General features: G+C 73.7%; 10 protein-coding genes and 1 pseudogene. 3 read left to right on the plus strand and 8 right to left on the minus strand.

Translation table 11 applies throughout. The annotated features are described in order from the left end of the window. A complete protein-coding gene (locus tag AQJ66_RS22155; protein WP_061925037.1) occupies positions 1-2,331 on the plus strand; it encodes an ATP-binding cassette domain-containing protein in 2,331 nt (776 codons plus the stop codon). 565 nt (positions 2,332-2,896) lie between these two features. Here the strand turns inward: AQJ66_RS22155 and AQJ66_RS22160 are convergent. From AQJ66_RS22160 to AQJ66_RS22180, 5 genes are all read right to left on the minus strand, one after another. Further along, the gene (locus tag AQJ66_RS22160; RefSeq protein ID WP_061925040.1) at positions 2,897-3,727 is read right to left on the minus strand and encodes a lysophospholipid acyltransferase family protein; all 831 of its coding nucleotides are present in this window, start codon (positions 3,725-3,727) and stop codon (positions 2,897-2,899) included. Continuing rightward, complete coding sequence (locus AQJ66_RS22165) at positions 3,727-4,497, minus strand: GNAT family N-acetyltransferase (RefSeq protein ID WP_061925043.1); 771 nt, start codon at positions 4,495-4,497, stop codon at positions 3,727-3,729. Before AQJ66_RS22165 ends, AQJ66_RS22160 begins: the two co-directional genes overlap by 1 nt. Before the next feature lie 237 nt (positions 4,498-4,734). Continuing rightward, entirely contained in the window at positions 4,735-5,484 is a 750-nt protein-coding gene (locus AQJ66_RS22170) for a succinate dehydrogenase/fumarate reductase iron-sulfur subunit (RefSeq protein WP_061925047.1), read from the minus strand. Beyond that, the gene (locus AQJ66_RS22175; protein ID WP_061925051.1) at positions 5,481-7,430 is read right to left on the minus strand and encodes a fumarate reductase/succinate dehydrogenase flavoprotein subunit; all 1,950 of its coding nucleotides are present in this window, start codon (positions 7,428-7,430) and stop codon (positions 5,481-5,483) included. The genes AQJ66_RS22170 and AQJ66_RS22175 overlap by 4 nt, the downstream gene beginning before the upstream one ends. Before the next feature lies 1 nt (position 7,431). Continuing rightward, positions 7,432-8,103: a succinate dehydrogenase gene (locus AQJ66_RS22180; protein ID WP_061925055.1), complete on the minus strand. Its 672-nt coding sequence runs from the start codon at positions 8,101-8,103 to the stop codon at positions 7,432-7,434. A 120-nt stretch (positions 8,104-8,223) separates the two neighbouring features. Here AQJ66_RS22180 and AQJ66_RS22185 point away from each other — a divergent pair, with 120 nt between their 5' ends. Continuing rightward, positions 8,224-9,111, plus strand: a complete 888-nt coding sequence (locus AQJ66_RS22185) for a LysR family transcriptional regulator (RefSeq protein ID WP_061925058.1) — start codon at positions 8,224-8,226, stop codon at positions 9,109-9,111. Between the two features lie 19 nt (positions 9,112-9,130). Here the strand turns inward: AQJ66_RS22185 and AQJ66_RS22190 are convergent, their stop codons facing one another. Beyond that, entirely contained in the window at positions 9,131-10,024 is an 894-nt protein-coding gene (locus AQJ66_RS22190) for an NAD(P)H-binding protein (protein ID WP_061925061.1), read from the minus strand. 143 nt (positions 10,025-10,167) lie between these two features. On the opposite strand from AQJ66_RS22190, the pseudogene AQJ66_RS22195 reads away from it, so the two are divergent. Further along, a pseudogene (locus tag AQJ66_RS22195) lies at positions 10,168-11,014 on the plus strand (LysR family transcriptional regulator). 76 nt (positions 11,015-11,090) lie between these two features. Here the strand turns inward: AQJ66_RS22195 and AQJ66_RS22200 are convergent. After that, positions 11,091-13,235 carry a putative bifunctional diguanylate cyclase/phosphodiesterase gene (locus AQJ66_RS22200; RefSeq protein WP_061925064.1) on the minus strand — a complete coding sequence of 715 codons (2,145 nt, stop codon included), beginning with the start codon at positions 13,233-13,235 and terminating at the stop codon, positions 11,091-11,093. Further along, positions 13,232-14,044 carry an SAM-dependent methyltransferase gene (locus AQJ66_RS22205; protein WP_061925067.1) on the minus strand — a complete coding sequence of 271 codons (813 nt, stop codon included), beginning with the start codon at positions 14,042-14,044 and terminating at the stop codon, positions 13,232-13,234. The genes AQJ66_RS22200 and AQJ66_RS22205 overlap by 4 nt, the downstream gene beginning before the upstream one ends. Positions 14,045-14,138: the final 94 nt, after the last annotated feature.

Raw genomic sequence — 14,138 nt, forward strand, 5'->3', positions numbered from 1 at the left:
GTGCACAGCCCCCATGATCCCTTCGTCCGCGTCCGCGGTGCCCGCGAGCACAATCTCAAGGGTGTCGACGTGGACGTCCCACGGGACGTCCTCGCCGTGTTCACCGGCGTGTCCGGCTCGGGGAAGTCGTCGCTGGCGTTCGGCACCGTCTACGCCGAGGCGCAGCGGCGCTACTTCGAGTCGGTCGCGCCGTACGCGCGCCGGCTGATCCACCAGGTCGGGGCGCCCAAGGTCGGCGAGATCACCGGGCTGCCGCCCGCGGTCTCGCTGCAGCAGCGCCGCGCGGCCCCCACCGCGCGCTCCTCTGTGGGCACGGTCACCAACCTGTCCAACTCCCTGCGCATGCTGTTCTCCCGGGCCGGCGACTACCCGCCGGGGGCCGAGCGGCTCGATTCGGACGCGTTCTCCCCGAACACGGCGGCCGGCGCCTGCCCCTCCTGCCACGGCCTCGGGCGGGTGCACACCACCACCGAGGAGCTGCTGGTCCCGGACCCCGCGCTGTCCGTCCGCGAGGGCGCGATCGCCGCGTGGCCGGGCGCGTGGCAGGGCAAGAACCTGCGCGACATCCTCGACACGCTCGGGTACGACGTGGACCGGCCCTGGCGCGAGCTGCCCGCCGAGCAGCGGGAGTGGATCCTGTTCACCGACGAGCAGCCGGTGGTCACGGTCCACCCGGTCCGGGACGCCGACCGGATCCAGCGGCCGTACCAGGGCACGTACACGAGCGCCCGGCGGTACGTGCTGAAGACGTTCTCCGACACCAGGTCGGCGACGCTGCGGGCGAAGGCGGAGCGCTTCCTGACCAGTGCGCCCTGCCCGGCGTGCGGGGGCAGCAGGCTGCGGCCCGAGGCGCTGGCGGTCACGTTCGGCGGCCGGACCATCGCCGAACTGGCCGCGCTGCCGCTGATCGACCTGGCCGGCCTGCTGCACGGCACGAGCGAGACGGCGCGGGTGCTGACGGAGGACGTGCGGTCGCGGATCGCGCCGGTCGTGGAGCTGGGCCTCGGCTACCTCAGCCTGGACCGGGCCACTCCCACCCTCTCCGCGGGCGAGCTGCAACGGCTGCGGCTGGCCACCCAGTTGCGCTCCGGGCTGTTCGGCGTGGTGTACGTCCTGGACGAGCCGTCGGCGGGGTTGCACCCGGCGGACACCGAGGCCCTGCTCGCGGTGCTGGACCGGCTGAAGGCGGCGGGCAACTCGGTGTTCGTGGTGGAGCACCATCTGGAGGTGGTGCGCGGCGCCGACTGGGTGGTGGACGTCGGTCCGGGCGCGGGCGAGCACGGCGGGCGGGTGCTGTACAGCGGTCCGGTGGCGGAGCTGGCCTCGGTGGCGGAGTCGGCCACCGCCCGCCACCTCTTCGACGAGGCGCCGGGGCCGGCCCGCCGGGTCCGCGAGCCGCGCGGCTGGCTGCGGGCCGGGCCGGTGACCCGGCACAACCTGCGCGCGGTGACGGCCGCGTTCCCGCTCGGCGTGTTCACCGCCGTGACCGGTGTCTCCGGCTCGGGCAAGTCCACGCTCGTCGGCGAGCTGACGGAGGACCTGCCCGGGATCACGCGGCTGGTGCGGGTGGACCAGAAGCCGATCGGGCGTACCCCGCGCTCCAACCTGGCCACCTACACCGGTCTGTTCGACGTCGTGCGCAAGGTGTTCGCCGGTACGGAGGAGGCCCGGGATCTCGGGTACGGCGTCGGCCGGTTCTCGTTCAACGTGGCGGAGGGGCGCTGCGCGACCTGCCAGGGCGAGGGGTTCGTCAGCGTCGAGCTGCTGTTCCTGCCGAGCACGTACGCGCCCTGCCCGGACTGCGGCGGCGCCCGCTACGACCCCGAGACGCTGCGGGTGCGCTACCGGGGCCGCAGTATCGCCGAGGTGCTGGACCTGACGGTGGAGGCGGCGGCGGAGTTCTTCGCGGACACCCCGGCGGCGGCCCGCAGCCTGGTCGCCCTGCTGGACGTCGGCCTGGGCTACCTGCGGCTCGGGCAGCCCGCGACCGAGCTGTCGGGCGGGGAGGCCCAGCGGATCAAGCTGGCGAGCGAGCTGCAACGGGGGCGGCGCGGCCACACCCTCTACCTGCTGGACGAGCCGACGACCGGGCTGCACCCGGCCGACGTGGAGGTCCTGATGGACCGGCTCCAGGGGCTCGTCGACGCCGGGCACACGGTCGTCGTGGTCGAGCACGACATGGCCGTCGTCGCGGAGGCCGACTGGGTGATCGACCTCGGCCCGGGCGGCGGCGACCGCGGCGGCCGCATCGTGGCGACCGGCCCACCCGACCGGGTGGCCGGCGCGGAGGGCAGCGTCACGGCGCCCTATCTGGCCCGGGTGATGCCGTGAGCACGGGAGCCGCCCGAGAACCGGCGGCGGGTGGGCACGGGCCACTGCACGTCCCGGGCCCGCCTGTTCCGTCCCTGCCCGGGGCCGGCTGACGGCCGGACCCGGCCGCAGGGACGGGAAGAGCCGGGCGACCCCGGCCCCGACGCCTCCCGCACCGGCTCGGCTCACACCCGAGTCCGAGGCCCGCCGGACCCGCGTTCCCGGCCGGGCGCCGTGCAGGCCGCCCGGTGCCTCCGGGAACGCCGTGCGGCCGGCCGCGGCCCCGGGCGGACCCGCGTTCCCGGCCGGGCGCCGTGCAGGCCGCCCGGTGCCTCCGGGAACGCCGTGCGCCCGGCCGCGGCCCCGGTGCGCTCCCGGTGCGCTCCCGGTGCGGAATGACGAACGCGGTCACCGTCGCGGCGACGGCCGGCTGCACCGCGCGCCCCACCCGGCCGGTCTCGCCGGGCAGGGCGGCGTCCGGGACGCACCCCGCACTCGGAACGGCCGGCGGGCCCGGCGCGCCCAGGTGCGTTCCGGGACACGGAGCCGGACGGGCCCCCGGTCCGGAAAGCGGCCAGGCACGCCGTCAGGCCGGGCGCGCCGCGGGCACGCTCCGCGCGTGGAGGGCGCGGTGAGGGCGGTCGGGGTCCGGGGCGGACGGCTCGGACGCCGCGGCCAGGGCTCGGCGGTCGGTATGGGTGCCGGGGGGTATCGGCGGTCGTACGTCCACCTCGGCCAGCAGGCCGCGGGCGCGGGCGACCCGCCACAACGAGGCGACGAGGGTGTCGTCGCCGACGAAGGCGGCCGCGGTCCCCGGTGCTCCGCCGTCCTGGCGGTAGCGCAGCCGTACCGGGAGGACGGGGACGCCCGCGTCCAGCGCGGCCTGGAAGACCGCGCGGTGGAACCGGCCGTGCTCCGCGCCGCACCAGGTGCTGCCCTCGGGGAACGCGGCCACCGCGGCGCCGCCCCGCAGGGCCCGGGCGATCCGGGCCACCGTGTCCGGCAGCGCGCGCAGCCGGTCGCGCTCGATGAACAGCACCCCGCCCCGCGCGGCCAGCGCGCCCGCCACGGGCCACTGCCGGACCTCGTGCTTGGCGAGCATCCGGGCGGGGCGTACGGCGGCCAGCAGCGGGACGTCCAGCCAGGAGACGTGGTGGGCGACGAGCAGCAGCCCGCCGGCCGGCGCGGCGGCGCCGGTGCGGCGGACCCGCACCCCGGCGGCCCGCACGATCCACCGGCACCACCGCCGGACCCACCCGGCGGGAAGTCTCCCGCCGAGGGGTGACAGGGCGATCCCGGCCAGCACCAGGGCCGCGACCGCCGTCAGCCGCAGCACGGCCCGGGGCACGGACACGGACCCGGCGGGCGCCAGGCACGCGTCCGGGGTGCAGGGCGCGGCGGGCAGCCAGGCGCTCATCAGGCCGGTACGAGGGAGAGGAAGTGCCGCAGGTAGCGCGGGTCGACCCGGCGCATCGACAGCAGGACGTACAGGTCGGCGACCCCGAAGTCCGGGTCGTGCGCGGGTTCCCCGCAGACCCAGGCGCCCAGGCGCAGGTAGCCGCGCAGCAGGGCGGGGAGTTCGGTGCGGCCGGCGGGCGCCTCGGCGCGCGGGATCCACGGCAGCAGGGGCCGTACCCGGAACTCCTCCGGCGCGAGGTGCTTCGCCCGCACCCGCTCCCAGGTGGCGGTGGCGAGGACGCCGCCGTCGCCGAGCGGCACGGAGCAGCAGCCCGCCAGCCACTCGTGGCCGCCGGCGGTCATGTACCGGGCTATGCCGGCCCAGATCAGCCCGATGACCGCACCGTCGCGGTGGTCGGGGTGCACGCAGGAGCGGCCGACCTCGACCAGCCCGGGCCGGACGGCGCCCAGCCCGCCGAGATCGAACTCCCCCTCCGCGTAAAGCCGGCCGGCGACCGCGGCCCGCTCCGGCGGCAGCAGCCGGTAGGTGCCGACGACCTCGCCGGTGAGGGTGTCGCGCACGAGCAGGTGGTCGCAGTACGCGTCGAACGGGTCGATGTCGTAGCCGGGCTGCGGGGTGGCCAGCAGGGCGCCCATCTCGCCGGTGAAGACGTCGTGCCGCAGCCGCTGCGCGGCACGGACGTCGGCCTCGTCACGGGCGAGGGAGACGGTGTAGCGGGCGGGTGCCGAGGGCTGCGGGGGACGGTCGAGGGTGGACACGCCGGTCATGGCTCTCTCCTGGTCACGGGCCGGTTCGGCGGCGAAGGTGCGGCGGGCCGGATGCGTACGACCCGCCGCTCCTGTTCTTCCGATGCCGGTTGGCGTGCGCGTGACCTGTGCCGGGAGAGCGGATGTGGGATTGCTGAACGCCGGGGTCGGGGCCGGCAGAACCAGACGGGGCCGGGTGAGCACCTCCCCGGCCCCGCCCGCTCGCCTGCCGTGTCGAGGCGAACGTCTGCTGGGGCGTCAGCGCTTGCCCGCCTTGCGGGTGGCCCTCAGCCACTCCTTGTTCATGCGGGTGATGGACACCAGCGGGATGCCCTTGGGGCAGGCGGTCGCGCATTCCCCGGCCAGCGTGCAGCCGCCGAAGCCCTCGGCGTCCATCTGGGTCACCATGTCCAGCACGCGCGTCTCCCGCTCGGGAGCGCCCTGCGGCAGCACGTTCAGGTGGTTGACCTTGGCGGAGGTGAAGAGCATCGCCGCGCCGTTGGGGCAGGCTGCCACGCACGCCCCGCACCCGATGCACTCCGCGTGCTCGAAGGCGAAGTCGGCGTCCGGCTTCGGCACCGGAGTCGCGTGCGCCTCCGGCGCGGACCCGGTCGGGGCGGTGATGTAACCGCCGGCCTGGATGATCCGGTCGAACGCCGACCGGTCCACGACCAGGTCCTTGATCACCGGGAAGGCGGACGCCCGCCACGGCTCGATGTCGATCGTGTCGCCGTCCTGGAAGGACCGCATGTGCAGCTGGCAGGTGGTGGTGCGCTCGGGGCCGTGGGCCTCGCCGTTGATGACGAGCGAGCAGGCGCCGCAGATGCCCTCGCGGCAGTCGTGGTCGAAGGCGACCGGCTCCTCGCCGGAGAGGATGAGCTGTTCGTTGAGGACGTCCAGCATCTCCAGGAAGGACATGTCGGACGAGATGCCGTCCACCTCGTACGTGGACATCGCTCCGTCGGCGTCGGCGTTCTTCTGCCGCCAGACGCGCAGGGTGAGCTTCATGCGTAGCTCCGCTGGGTGGGGTGGACGTACTCGAAGACCAGGTCTTCCTTGTGCAGGGTGGGGGCGGCGCCCGTACCCGTGAACTCCCAGGCGGCGGCGTAGCCGAACTCGTCGTCCCGGCGGGCGGCTTCGCCGTCCGGGGTCTGGGACTCCTCGCGGAAGTGGCCGCCGCAGGACTCGGCGCGGTGCAGCGCGTCGAGGCACATCAGCTCGGCGAGCTCCAGGTAGTCGACGATGCGGTTGGCCTTCTCCAGCGACTGGTTGAACTCCTCGCCGGTGCCGGGGACCTTGATGCGGCGCCAGAACTCCTCGCGGATCTGCGGGATGCGTTCCAGGGCCTTGCGCAGCCCCGTGTCGGTGCGGGCCATGCCGCAGAACTCCCACATCAGCTCGCCGAGTTCGCGGTGGAAGGAGTCCGGGGTGCGGTCGCCGTCGACGGCCAGCAGCAGGTTGAGCCGGTCCTCGGTCTCGGCCAGCACCTCGCGCACCGCAGGGTGCCCGTCGGTGACGGGCTCCTGGTGCGGGTTGCGGGCCAGGTAGTCGTTGATGGTGGCCGGCAGCACGAAGTAGCCGTCGGCGAGGCCCTGCATCAGCGCGGAGGCGCCGAGGCGGTTGGCGCCGTGGTCGGAGAAGTTCGCCTCGCCGATGGCGAACAGGCCCGGGACGGTGGTCTGCAGGTCGTAGTCGACCCACAGGCCGCCCATCGTGTAGTGCACCGCCGGGTAGATCCGCATCGGCACCTGGTACGGGTCCTCGTCGGTGATCCGCTGGTACATGTCGAACAGGTTGCCGTACTTGGCCTCGACGGCCGCCCGTCCCATGCGCCGGATCGCGTCGGCGAAGTCGAGGTAGACGCCCTGCCCGCCGGGGCCGACGCCGCGGCCCTCGTCGCAGACGTTCTTGGCGGCGCGGGAGGCGATGTCGCGGGGCACGAGGTTGCCGAAGGAGGGGTAGATGCGCTCCAGGTAGTAGTCGCGCTCGTCCTCGGGGATCTCGTTCGGCGGGCGGTCGTCGCCCTTCGCCCTGGGCACCCAGATGCGGCCGTCGTTGCGCAGCGACTCGCTCATCAGGGTGAGCTTGGACTGGTGGTCGCCGGTGCGCGGGATGCAGGTCGGGTGGATCTGCGTGAAGCAGGGGTTGGCGAAGTACGCGCCGCGCCGGTGCGCCCGCCAGACGGCGGTCGCGTTGGAGTTCATGGCGTTGGTCGACAGGTAGAAGACGTTGCCGTAGCCGCCGGAGGCGAGGACCACGGCGTCCGCGAAGTAGGTGTCGATCTTCCCGGTGACCAGGTCGCGGGCGACGATGCCGCGGGCGCGGCCGTCGATCACGATCAGGTCGAGCATCTCGGTGCGCGGGTGCATCTCGACGTTTCCGGCGGCGATCTGCCGCGACAGTGCCTGGTAGGCGCCGAGCAGCAGCTGCTGGCCCGTCTGGCCGCGGGCGTAGAAGGTGCGGGAGACCTGGACGCCGCCGAAGGAGCGGGTGTCGAGCAGGCCGCCGTACTCGCGGGCGAAGGGCACGCCCTGGGCCACGCACTGGTCGATGATCTCCACCGAGATCTGGGCGAGGCGGTGCACGTTGGACTCGCGGGCGCGGAAGTCGCCGCCCTTGACGGTGTCGTAGAACAGGCGGTGGACGGAGTCGCCGTCGTTGCGGTAGTTCTTCGCCGCGTTGATGCCGCCCTGCGCGGCGATGGAGTGGGCGCGGCGCGGGGAGTCCTGGTAGCAGAACTGGACGACGTGGTAGCCCTGTTCGGCGAGCGTGGCGCCCGCGGAGCCGCCCGCGAGGCCGGTGCCGACGACGATGACCGTGTGCTTGCGCCGGTTGGCGGGGTTGACCAGCTTGGCCTCGAAGCGGCGCTTGTCCCAGCGCTCGTGGACGGGGCCGGACGGCGCCTTGGTGTCGGCGACGGGCTCGCCCGTGCGGTAGTCGGCGTAGGTTGTCATGTCAGCTCACCACTCCGGTCATGACGCCCACGGGTACGGCGACGAAGCCGGCCGTGAGCAGCAGCGCGAGGACGTCGGCGACGGTCTTCAGGGCGCGGTCGCGGGCCCGGCTGCCGACGCCGAGTGTCTGGGCGGCGCTCCAGAAGCCGTGCCGGATGTGCAGGCCGAGCGCGAGCATCGCGACGATGTAGACGACGTTGCCGTACCAGGTGGAGAAGGTGTCCACCACGTTCTGGTACGGGTGGCCCGGCTGGAAGCCGCCGGAGTGCACCGTTCCGGTGGTCAGGTCCAGGATGTGCCAGACGATGAACAGGCCGAGGATGATCCCGCCCCAGCGCATGGTGCGGGTGGCGTAGCTCGCCCGGGGCCGGGAGTGCACGTACTTGCCGGGCCGCGCCCGGATGTCCCGGCGGCTGAGCTGGTAGGCGGAGGTGGCGTGGGCGACCACGGCGGCGACCAGGACGATCCGGATCAGCCAGAGCGTCCACTCGTAGTGCATGAAGGGCTCGCCGACGGTGCGCAGCCAGTGGGCGTAGTGGTTGAACTCGCCCGCCCCGAAGTAGATCTTCAGGTTCCCGATCATGTGCGCGACCAGGTACAGGAGCATGATCAGCCCGCTGACCGCCATCACGGCCTTCTTGCCGACGGTGGAGTCCCACACGGTGCGTGCCATGGACGGCCGTCGGTCCGTCCGCGTTGCCAGTGCCATGGAAACAGACGCTAGGGCCGAAGGTCCCCATCGGTCCAAGACATGGTGCGGCTGGTTTCGATAGGGAAGGACTATGCTGGCTGCGTGCAGTTCCAGCAGCTCCAGTACTTCGTGGCGGTCGCGGAGACCCGGCACTTCACCCGGGCCGCCGATCTCGTGCACGTCGCGCAGCCCTCGCTGTCGCAGCAGATCAAGGCGCTGGAGCGGGAGCTGGGCGCGGACCTGTTCCTGCGGGCCCGCGGCAACATCACGCTCACCGACGCCGGCGAGGCGCTGCTGCCGCTGGCCCGCCGGATCCTCGCCGACGCCGACACCGCGCGGCACGAGGTGCAGGAGCTGGTGCAGCTGCGCCGGGGCCGGGTCAGGCTGGGCGCGACCCCGAGCCTGTGCACGGGCCTGCTGCCCGACGTGCTGCGCGCCTTCCACGACCGGTATCCGGGCATCCGGCTGCTGATCGAGGAGGGCGGTTCGCACGACCTGGTGCGGGAACTGGCCCGGGGCGCCCTCGACCTCGCCCTGGTCGTGCTTCCGCTGCCCACGCCCTCGCCCGCGCTGACCACGGTGGAGCTGCTGCGGGAGGACCTGGTGGTGGTGTCCTCACCGGAGGCGCCCGCGCCCGGTGGCCCGGGAGGGCGCCACGTGCGCATCGCGGACCTGGAGGGCGAGCGTCTCGTGATGTTCCGCCACGGTTACGACCTGCGCGAGCTGACGGTCGCCGCATGCCGCGCCGAGGGCTTCGAACCGGATCTCGCGGTCGAGGGTGGCGAGATGGACGCCGTGCTGGGCTTCGTGCGGGCGGGCCTCGGGGTGGCCGTCGTACCGCGCATGGTCGCCACCCGTTCGGGCCGCGGCCTGCGGGTCACCCCGCTGGCGCGCCCGGGCCTGCACCGTACGATCGCCCTGGCCCACCGCAGCGACGTGGCTCCGCCCCGCGCCGCCCGGGAACTGCAGCGGATGCTGCTGGAGCGGTGAGCCGGGCGGCGCCGGGGGCTCAGGCCAGGACGGCGGGCCTGAGTTCCTCCTCGCACCAGGTGCGGAAGCCGGTGGGCGCGGTACCGGGGGTGGCGGGCGCCTCGGCGCCGTAGAAGCCCTGCTCCTCCAGGGCCTGCGCCATGTCGGCCAGACCCTGCGCCCACGCCTCGGAGGCGCCGCGCTCCAGGAGCGCCGCCCGGTACTGCGCCACGCCGGTCAGGCGTACCCGCACGGGCCGCCCCAGCACCTCGGAGACGACCCGGGCCATGCCCTCGGTGGTGAGCGCGTCGGGGCCGACCAGGGGCACGTCCTCCTGCCCGGTCCAGGAGCCGTCCAGCAGGAGCCGGGCCGCGGTGGCGGCGATGTCGCGGGTGGCGCAGGTGCGCAGGACGCGGTCCTCGGTCATGGTCAGCCGGAACTCGCCCTGGTCCCGGATGGCCTGGGCCTGGCCGAGCAGGTTCTCCATCAGGAAGGGCGGGCACAGCGCGCGGTGGTGCGCCCCGGTCGCGCGGATCCGTTCGTCCATGGTGAGCGACGCCGAGATCGGCCCGGCGTTCTTCGCCACCGCCCGGCCCAGCGTGGACACGGTGACCACCCTGCGCACGCCCTGGTCCCGGATCACCTCACACAACGGCTCGGTGAAGGCGCGGAAGTGGTCTTCGACGCTCGGGGCGCCGGGGGTCGGGGGCACCAGCCAGAACACCTGGTCGGCGCCCGCGCAGGCCGCGGCGAGGACGCGGGGGTCGGCGTGCGAGCCCTGGAAGACCTCCGCGTGCTCCCGGGCCCGCGGGGCCAGGCGGGCGGGATCGCGGACGATCACCCGCAGCGGGCCGGTGACGTCGGCCGGGGTGTCGAGGAGGCGGTCGAGCAGGCGCCGGCCGATCTGCCCGGTGGGCGTGGTCAGGACGATCACAGGAAGACTCCAGTGTGCGTTAAGAGGCGGGAGCGGTCGTTCCGCTGGTCGATCGTCCGTCCGGAGCCCCCGCGACTGAAGGACCGATCCGCTCCCGGTTGTTACCCTCGAGGCAATACCGATCGCAGAACCCCGGGGAAGTCGTGGAGTCCCGTCCGCTGCGCTATTTCGTGGCCGTCGCCGAAGAGCTGAACTTCGCCCGCGCGGCGGGGCGGCTGGGCATCTCGCCGCCGCCCCTGTCCCGTGCGATCCGCCGGCTGGAGTCCGACCTGGGCGTCGTCCTGTTCGAGCGGACCACCCACAGCGTGACCCTCACCCCGGCCGGCGAGGTGCTGCTCGCGGAGGCCCGGATCGCCCTGGACGCCCTCCAGGCGGCCGGGCGCCGGGCCCAGCGCGCCGCGCGGCCCGAGCGGACGCTGGTGCTCGCCGTCAAGGCCGACGGCGACGCCGGACTGCTGGAGCCCGTCCTGCGGCGATACGCGGCCGAGCCGGCAGCCGTCCCGGTCACGGTCCGGTTGTGCGGCTGGCGCGAGCAGCCCCGGCTGCTGCGCCAGGGCGAGGCCGACGCGGCCCTCGTCCACGAACCGTTCGACCGCACCGGACTGGACCACGAGCCCCTGGTCAGCGAGGACCGGGTCGCGGCCCTGTCCGCCGCCCACCCGCTCGCCGGCCGCGGCCACCTGCTCCTGGCCGACCTCGGGCTGCGCCCCGACGACCTGGAGCGCCACCTGGCCGGGATCGGCCGCCGGGGGCAAGGACCTCGCCCAGTTGCTCACGCTCGTCGGCCTGGGCGACGCCGTCCCCCTGCTGCCCGCCTCCGTGGCCGACCGGTATCCGCGTCCCGGCGTCGTCTACCGGCCGGTCCGCGACGCCCCGCCCGTCACCCTCGCCATCGCCTGGCCGCAGCAGTCGCGGTCGACGGCCACGGCCGCCCTGGTCCGCACCGCCACGGCCGTGGCCGAGGAGGCCGGGGCCGCGCGGGCGGGCTAGGGTCTTTCGTTCGGATCAGGCCGGACCCCGCGAGCCCGGCATGATCCGAACGAGAGGCCCTGGGCAGCCGGGCCCCTCACCCCGAGGCGTCCGCCAGGGCCAGGTCGTGCAGCCTCTCCGGCGGGCCCGGGCGGGCGTAGTACCAGCCCTGGGCCGTGTCGCAGCCCAGTATGCGGAGCTGCTCGGCCTGGGCGCCCGTCTCCACGCCCTCCACGGTGACCGCCAGGTCGAGGCTGTGGGCCAGGGACACGATCCCCTCGACGATCTTGAGGTCGACGGGGTCGGCGGGGAACTGCTGCATGCCCTGGGTGAAGGAGCGGTCCAGTTTGAGGACGCTCACCGGCAGGCGGCGCAGGTTCGCCAGGTTCGAGTAGCCGGTGCCGAAGTCGTCCAGGGCGATGTCGACGCCCATCTCGGCCAGCCGGCGCAGCGGTTTGAGACGGTCGTCGTCGGCGCCGATCAGCGCGGACTCGGTGACCTCCAGGCACAGGGCGTCCGGCGTGACCCCGGCGCGTTCGAGGATGTCGATCGTGTCCTGGACCAGCCCGGGGTGGGTCAGCTGGCAGGGCGAGAGGTTGACGTTGATGCGGAGCGGGCCCGCCGCCGTACCGTCGCCGAACCGTTCCCGCCAGGCGCGGGCCTGGCGGATGGACTCCTCCAGCACCCAGCGGCCGAGCGGCACGATCAGGCCCGTGTGCTCGGCGAGCGGGATGAAGCGGTCGGGCCCGAGGACGCCGTGCTGCGGGTGCAGCCAGCGGACCAGGGCCTCGGCGCCGCGGACGCTGCCGTCGCCGAGGTGGACCAGCGGCTGGTACTCGATGAAGAACTCGCCGCGCTCCAGGGCCGTCGGCAGGGCGGTGGTCAGGCCGTGGCGGGTGATGGCCCGGGCGTCGGCCTCGGGGTCGGCCAGCTCCGAGCGGTTGCCGCCCGCCGACTTGGCCCGGTACATGGTGATGTCCGCGCTGCGCAGCACCTCCGCCGCGGTGCGCTCGCCCGCCGGGCCCTCGACGATGCCGAGGCTGCCGCGGACCATCAGGTCGCGGCCGTCGATGCTGATCGGGGTGACCAGCGCGTTCATGATGCGCTCGGCCAGTTCGTCGACCTCGCGCTCGGTGTCCGTACCGGTGGTCAGGGCCACGAACTCGTCGCCGCCGAGCCGCGCGACCATCTCGCCGGGCGCGGTCGCGCAGGACTGCAGCCGGTCGGCGACCTCCACCAGCAGCCGGTCGCCGGCGGCGTGGCCGAGGCTGTCGTTGATGGTCTTGAAGCCGTCCAGGTCGAGGTAGCAGAGCCCGAAGCGCTGGCCGTCGCCGGCGGCCAGGGCCTTCTCCAGGCGCTCGAAGAACAGCGTGCGGTTGGGCAGGCCCGTGAGGGCGTCGTGCGTGGCCTCGTAGCGCAGCCGGAGGTTGAGCAGGCGGCGCTCGGTGGTGTCCTCCATGAGGGCGAGCTGGTACTGCGGTGCGCCGTCGGCGTCGCGCAGCAGGGAGACCGTCAGGTTGGTCCACAGCGCCGTGCCGTCGGGGCGGTTGAACGCCTTCTCGACGTGGTAGTGCTCGCGGTCGCCGCGGACGAGCTCCTCGTAGAGCTTCCAGGTCTGCGGCGCGTCCTCGGGGTGCACCCAGTCCAGCACCCGGCGGCCGCGCAGCGACTGCTCGGAGAGGCCGAACATGCGCAGCAGCGCCTTGTTGACCTGCAGGACGTTGCCGTCGAGGTCGGCGATGCCGATCCCTATGGCAGCGCCCTCGAAGACGGCGCGGAAGCGTGCCTCGCTGATGTGCAGCGCCTGGGCCACCACGCCCTGCGCCTGCAACGCGGCCTGCGCGATGGCCTCCTGCTCGGCCAGGGTGCGGGTCCGCAGGGACTGCGCGTAGCCGGCGGCCATCGCGTGCTGCAACCGCGAGGAGCGCATGCGCAGTTCGTCCTGGGGGCCGTCCCCGCCGCAGTACAGGACGAGGTAGGCGTCGACGCAGTCCAGGGTGCGGGCGAGTGCCTCGGGGTCGGTGCAGTGCGCGCCGACCAGCGCGGCGCCGACCGCCCGGGCGTCCTCGGCGGCGAAGCCGCGGGCCCGCAGCAGCTCGCTCAACCGGCGGGCGAGCGGCAGGAGTTCCGCCTCGAACTCGGCGCGGGTCAGCGACGTGGAGGCGACGGGGAAGACCGCCCGGCTCCATATCGTCGCGAACCGGCGGAGTCTGTCCTCCGGTCCGTCCGGCTCCGCGGTCACGCCGTACGCCCCACGCCGGCGAATCCGGAGAAGGCGTACGGATCCTCCTCCTCCGGCGCCGACTCCGCCCGCCAGAGCGGCATCGGCACCAGTCCGGGTTCCACCATGTCGTACCCCTCGAAGAACCGCGCGATGTCGTCGCGCGAACGCATGATCAGCGGATTGCGGATGTCCTTGTACACGTCGACCGTGCCCTCGGCCCGCTCCGCCGGGACCGGGATCCCCTCGTACGAGGCGTGGGTCAGGATCAGCAGGCTGCCGGGCGCGAGTGCCGCGCGCAGTTCGGCCACCGCAGCGTAAGGGTCGTCCGCGTCTTCCACGAAGTGCAGTATGGCAACGAGGAGCAGGGCGACTGGCCGATTCAGGTCGATGAGCCGCCGCAGCGGGGCGCTCGCGAGGATCTCCTGGGGCTTGCGCAGGTCGGCCGCGATCACGTCGGCGCTCTCGTTGCCCGCCAGCACCGCCTGGCTGTGCGCCACCGCCACCGGGTCGTGGTCGACGTAGACGACGCGGGCTCCCGGTGCGGCCGCCTGGGCCACCTCGTGGACGTTGCCGTACGTCGGGATGCCCGAGCCGATGTCGAGGAACTGGGTGATGCCCTCGGCGGCGGCGAAGCGCACGGCCCGGCGCATGAACGCCCGGTTGGCCTGCATGATCTTCGGCAGGCCCGGCATGAACTCCATGGCCTTGCGGGCCGCTTCCCGGTCGACCTCGAAGTTGTGCGAACCGCCCAGGTAGAAGTCGTAGATACGCGAAACGCTCGGCACCGAGATGTCGATGCTCCGGGGTGCCCAGGCGGGACGCTCCATGTATCTCTCCAAGGGGTGGACGACGACAGCAGGCGATCCGGTGTTCGAGCTGAGGCTACTGATCGCCCGCCAATGGAGCGACCTGAAACGGAAA

Origin of the sequence: Streptomyces bungoensis (genome assembly GCF_001514215.1) — a bacterium.
Lineage (GTDB): Bacteria > Actinomycetota > Actinomycetes > Streptomycetales > Streptomycetaceae > Streptomyces > Streptomyces bungoensis.

Bases quoted from the DNA above. Each gene is read 5' to 3' on its own strand.
- AQJ66_RS22160 (WP_061925040.1), bottom strand. From the start codon at position 3,727: ATGAGCGCCTGGCTGCCCGCCGCGCCCTGCACCCCGGACGCGTGCCTG.
- AQJ66_RS22175 (WP_061925051.1), bottom strand. From the start codon at position 7,430: ATGACAACCTACGCCGACTACCGCACGGGCGAGCCCGTCGCCGACACC.
- AQJ66_RS22165 (WP_061925043.1), bottom strand. From the start codon at position 4,497: ATGACCGGCGTGTCCACCCTCGACCGTCCCCCGCAGCCCTCGGCACCC.
- AQJ66_RS22205 (WP_061925067.1), bottom strand. From the start codon at position 14,044: ATGGAGCGTCCCGCCTGGGCACCCCGGAGCATCGACATCTCGGTGCCG.
- AQJ66_RS22170 (WP_061925047.1), bottom strand. From the start codon at position 5,484: ATGAAGCTCACCCTGCGCGTCTGGCGGCAGAAGAACGCCGACGCCGAC.
- AQJ66_RS22180 (WP_061925055.1), bottom strand. From the start codon at position 8,103: ATGGCACGCACCGTGTGGGACTCCACCGTCGGCAAGAAGGCCGTGATG.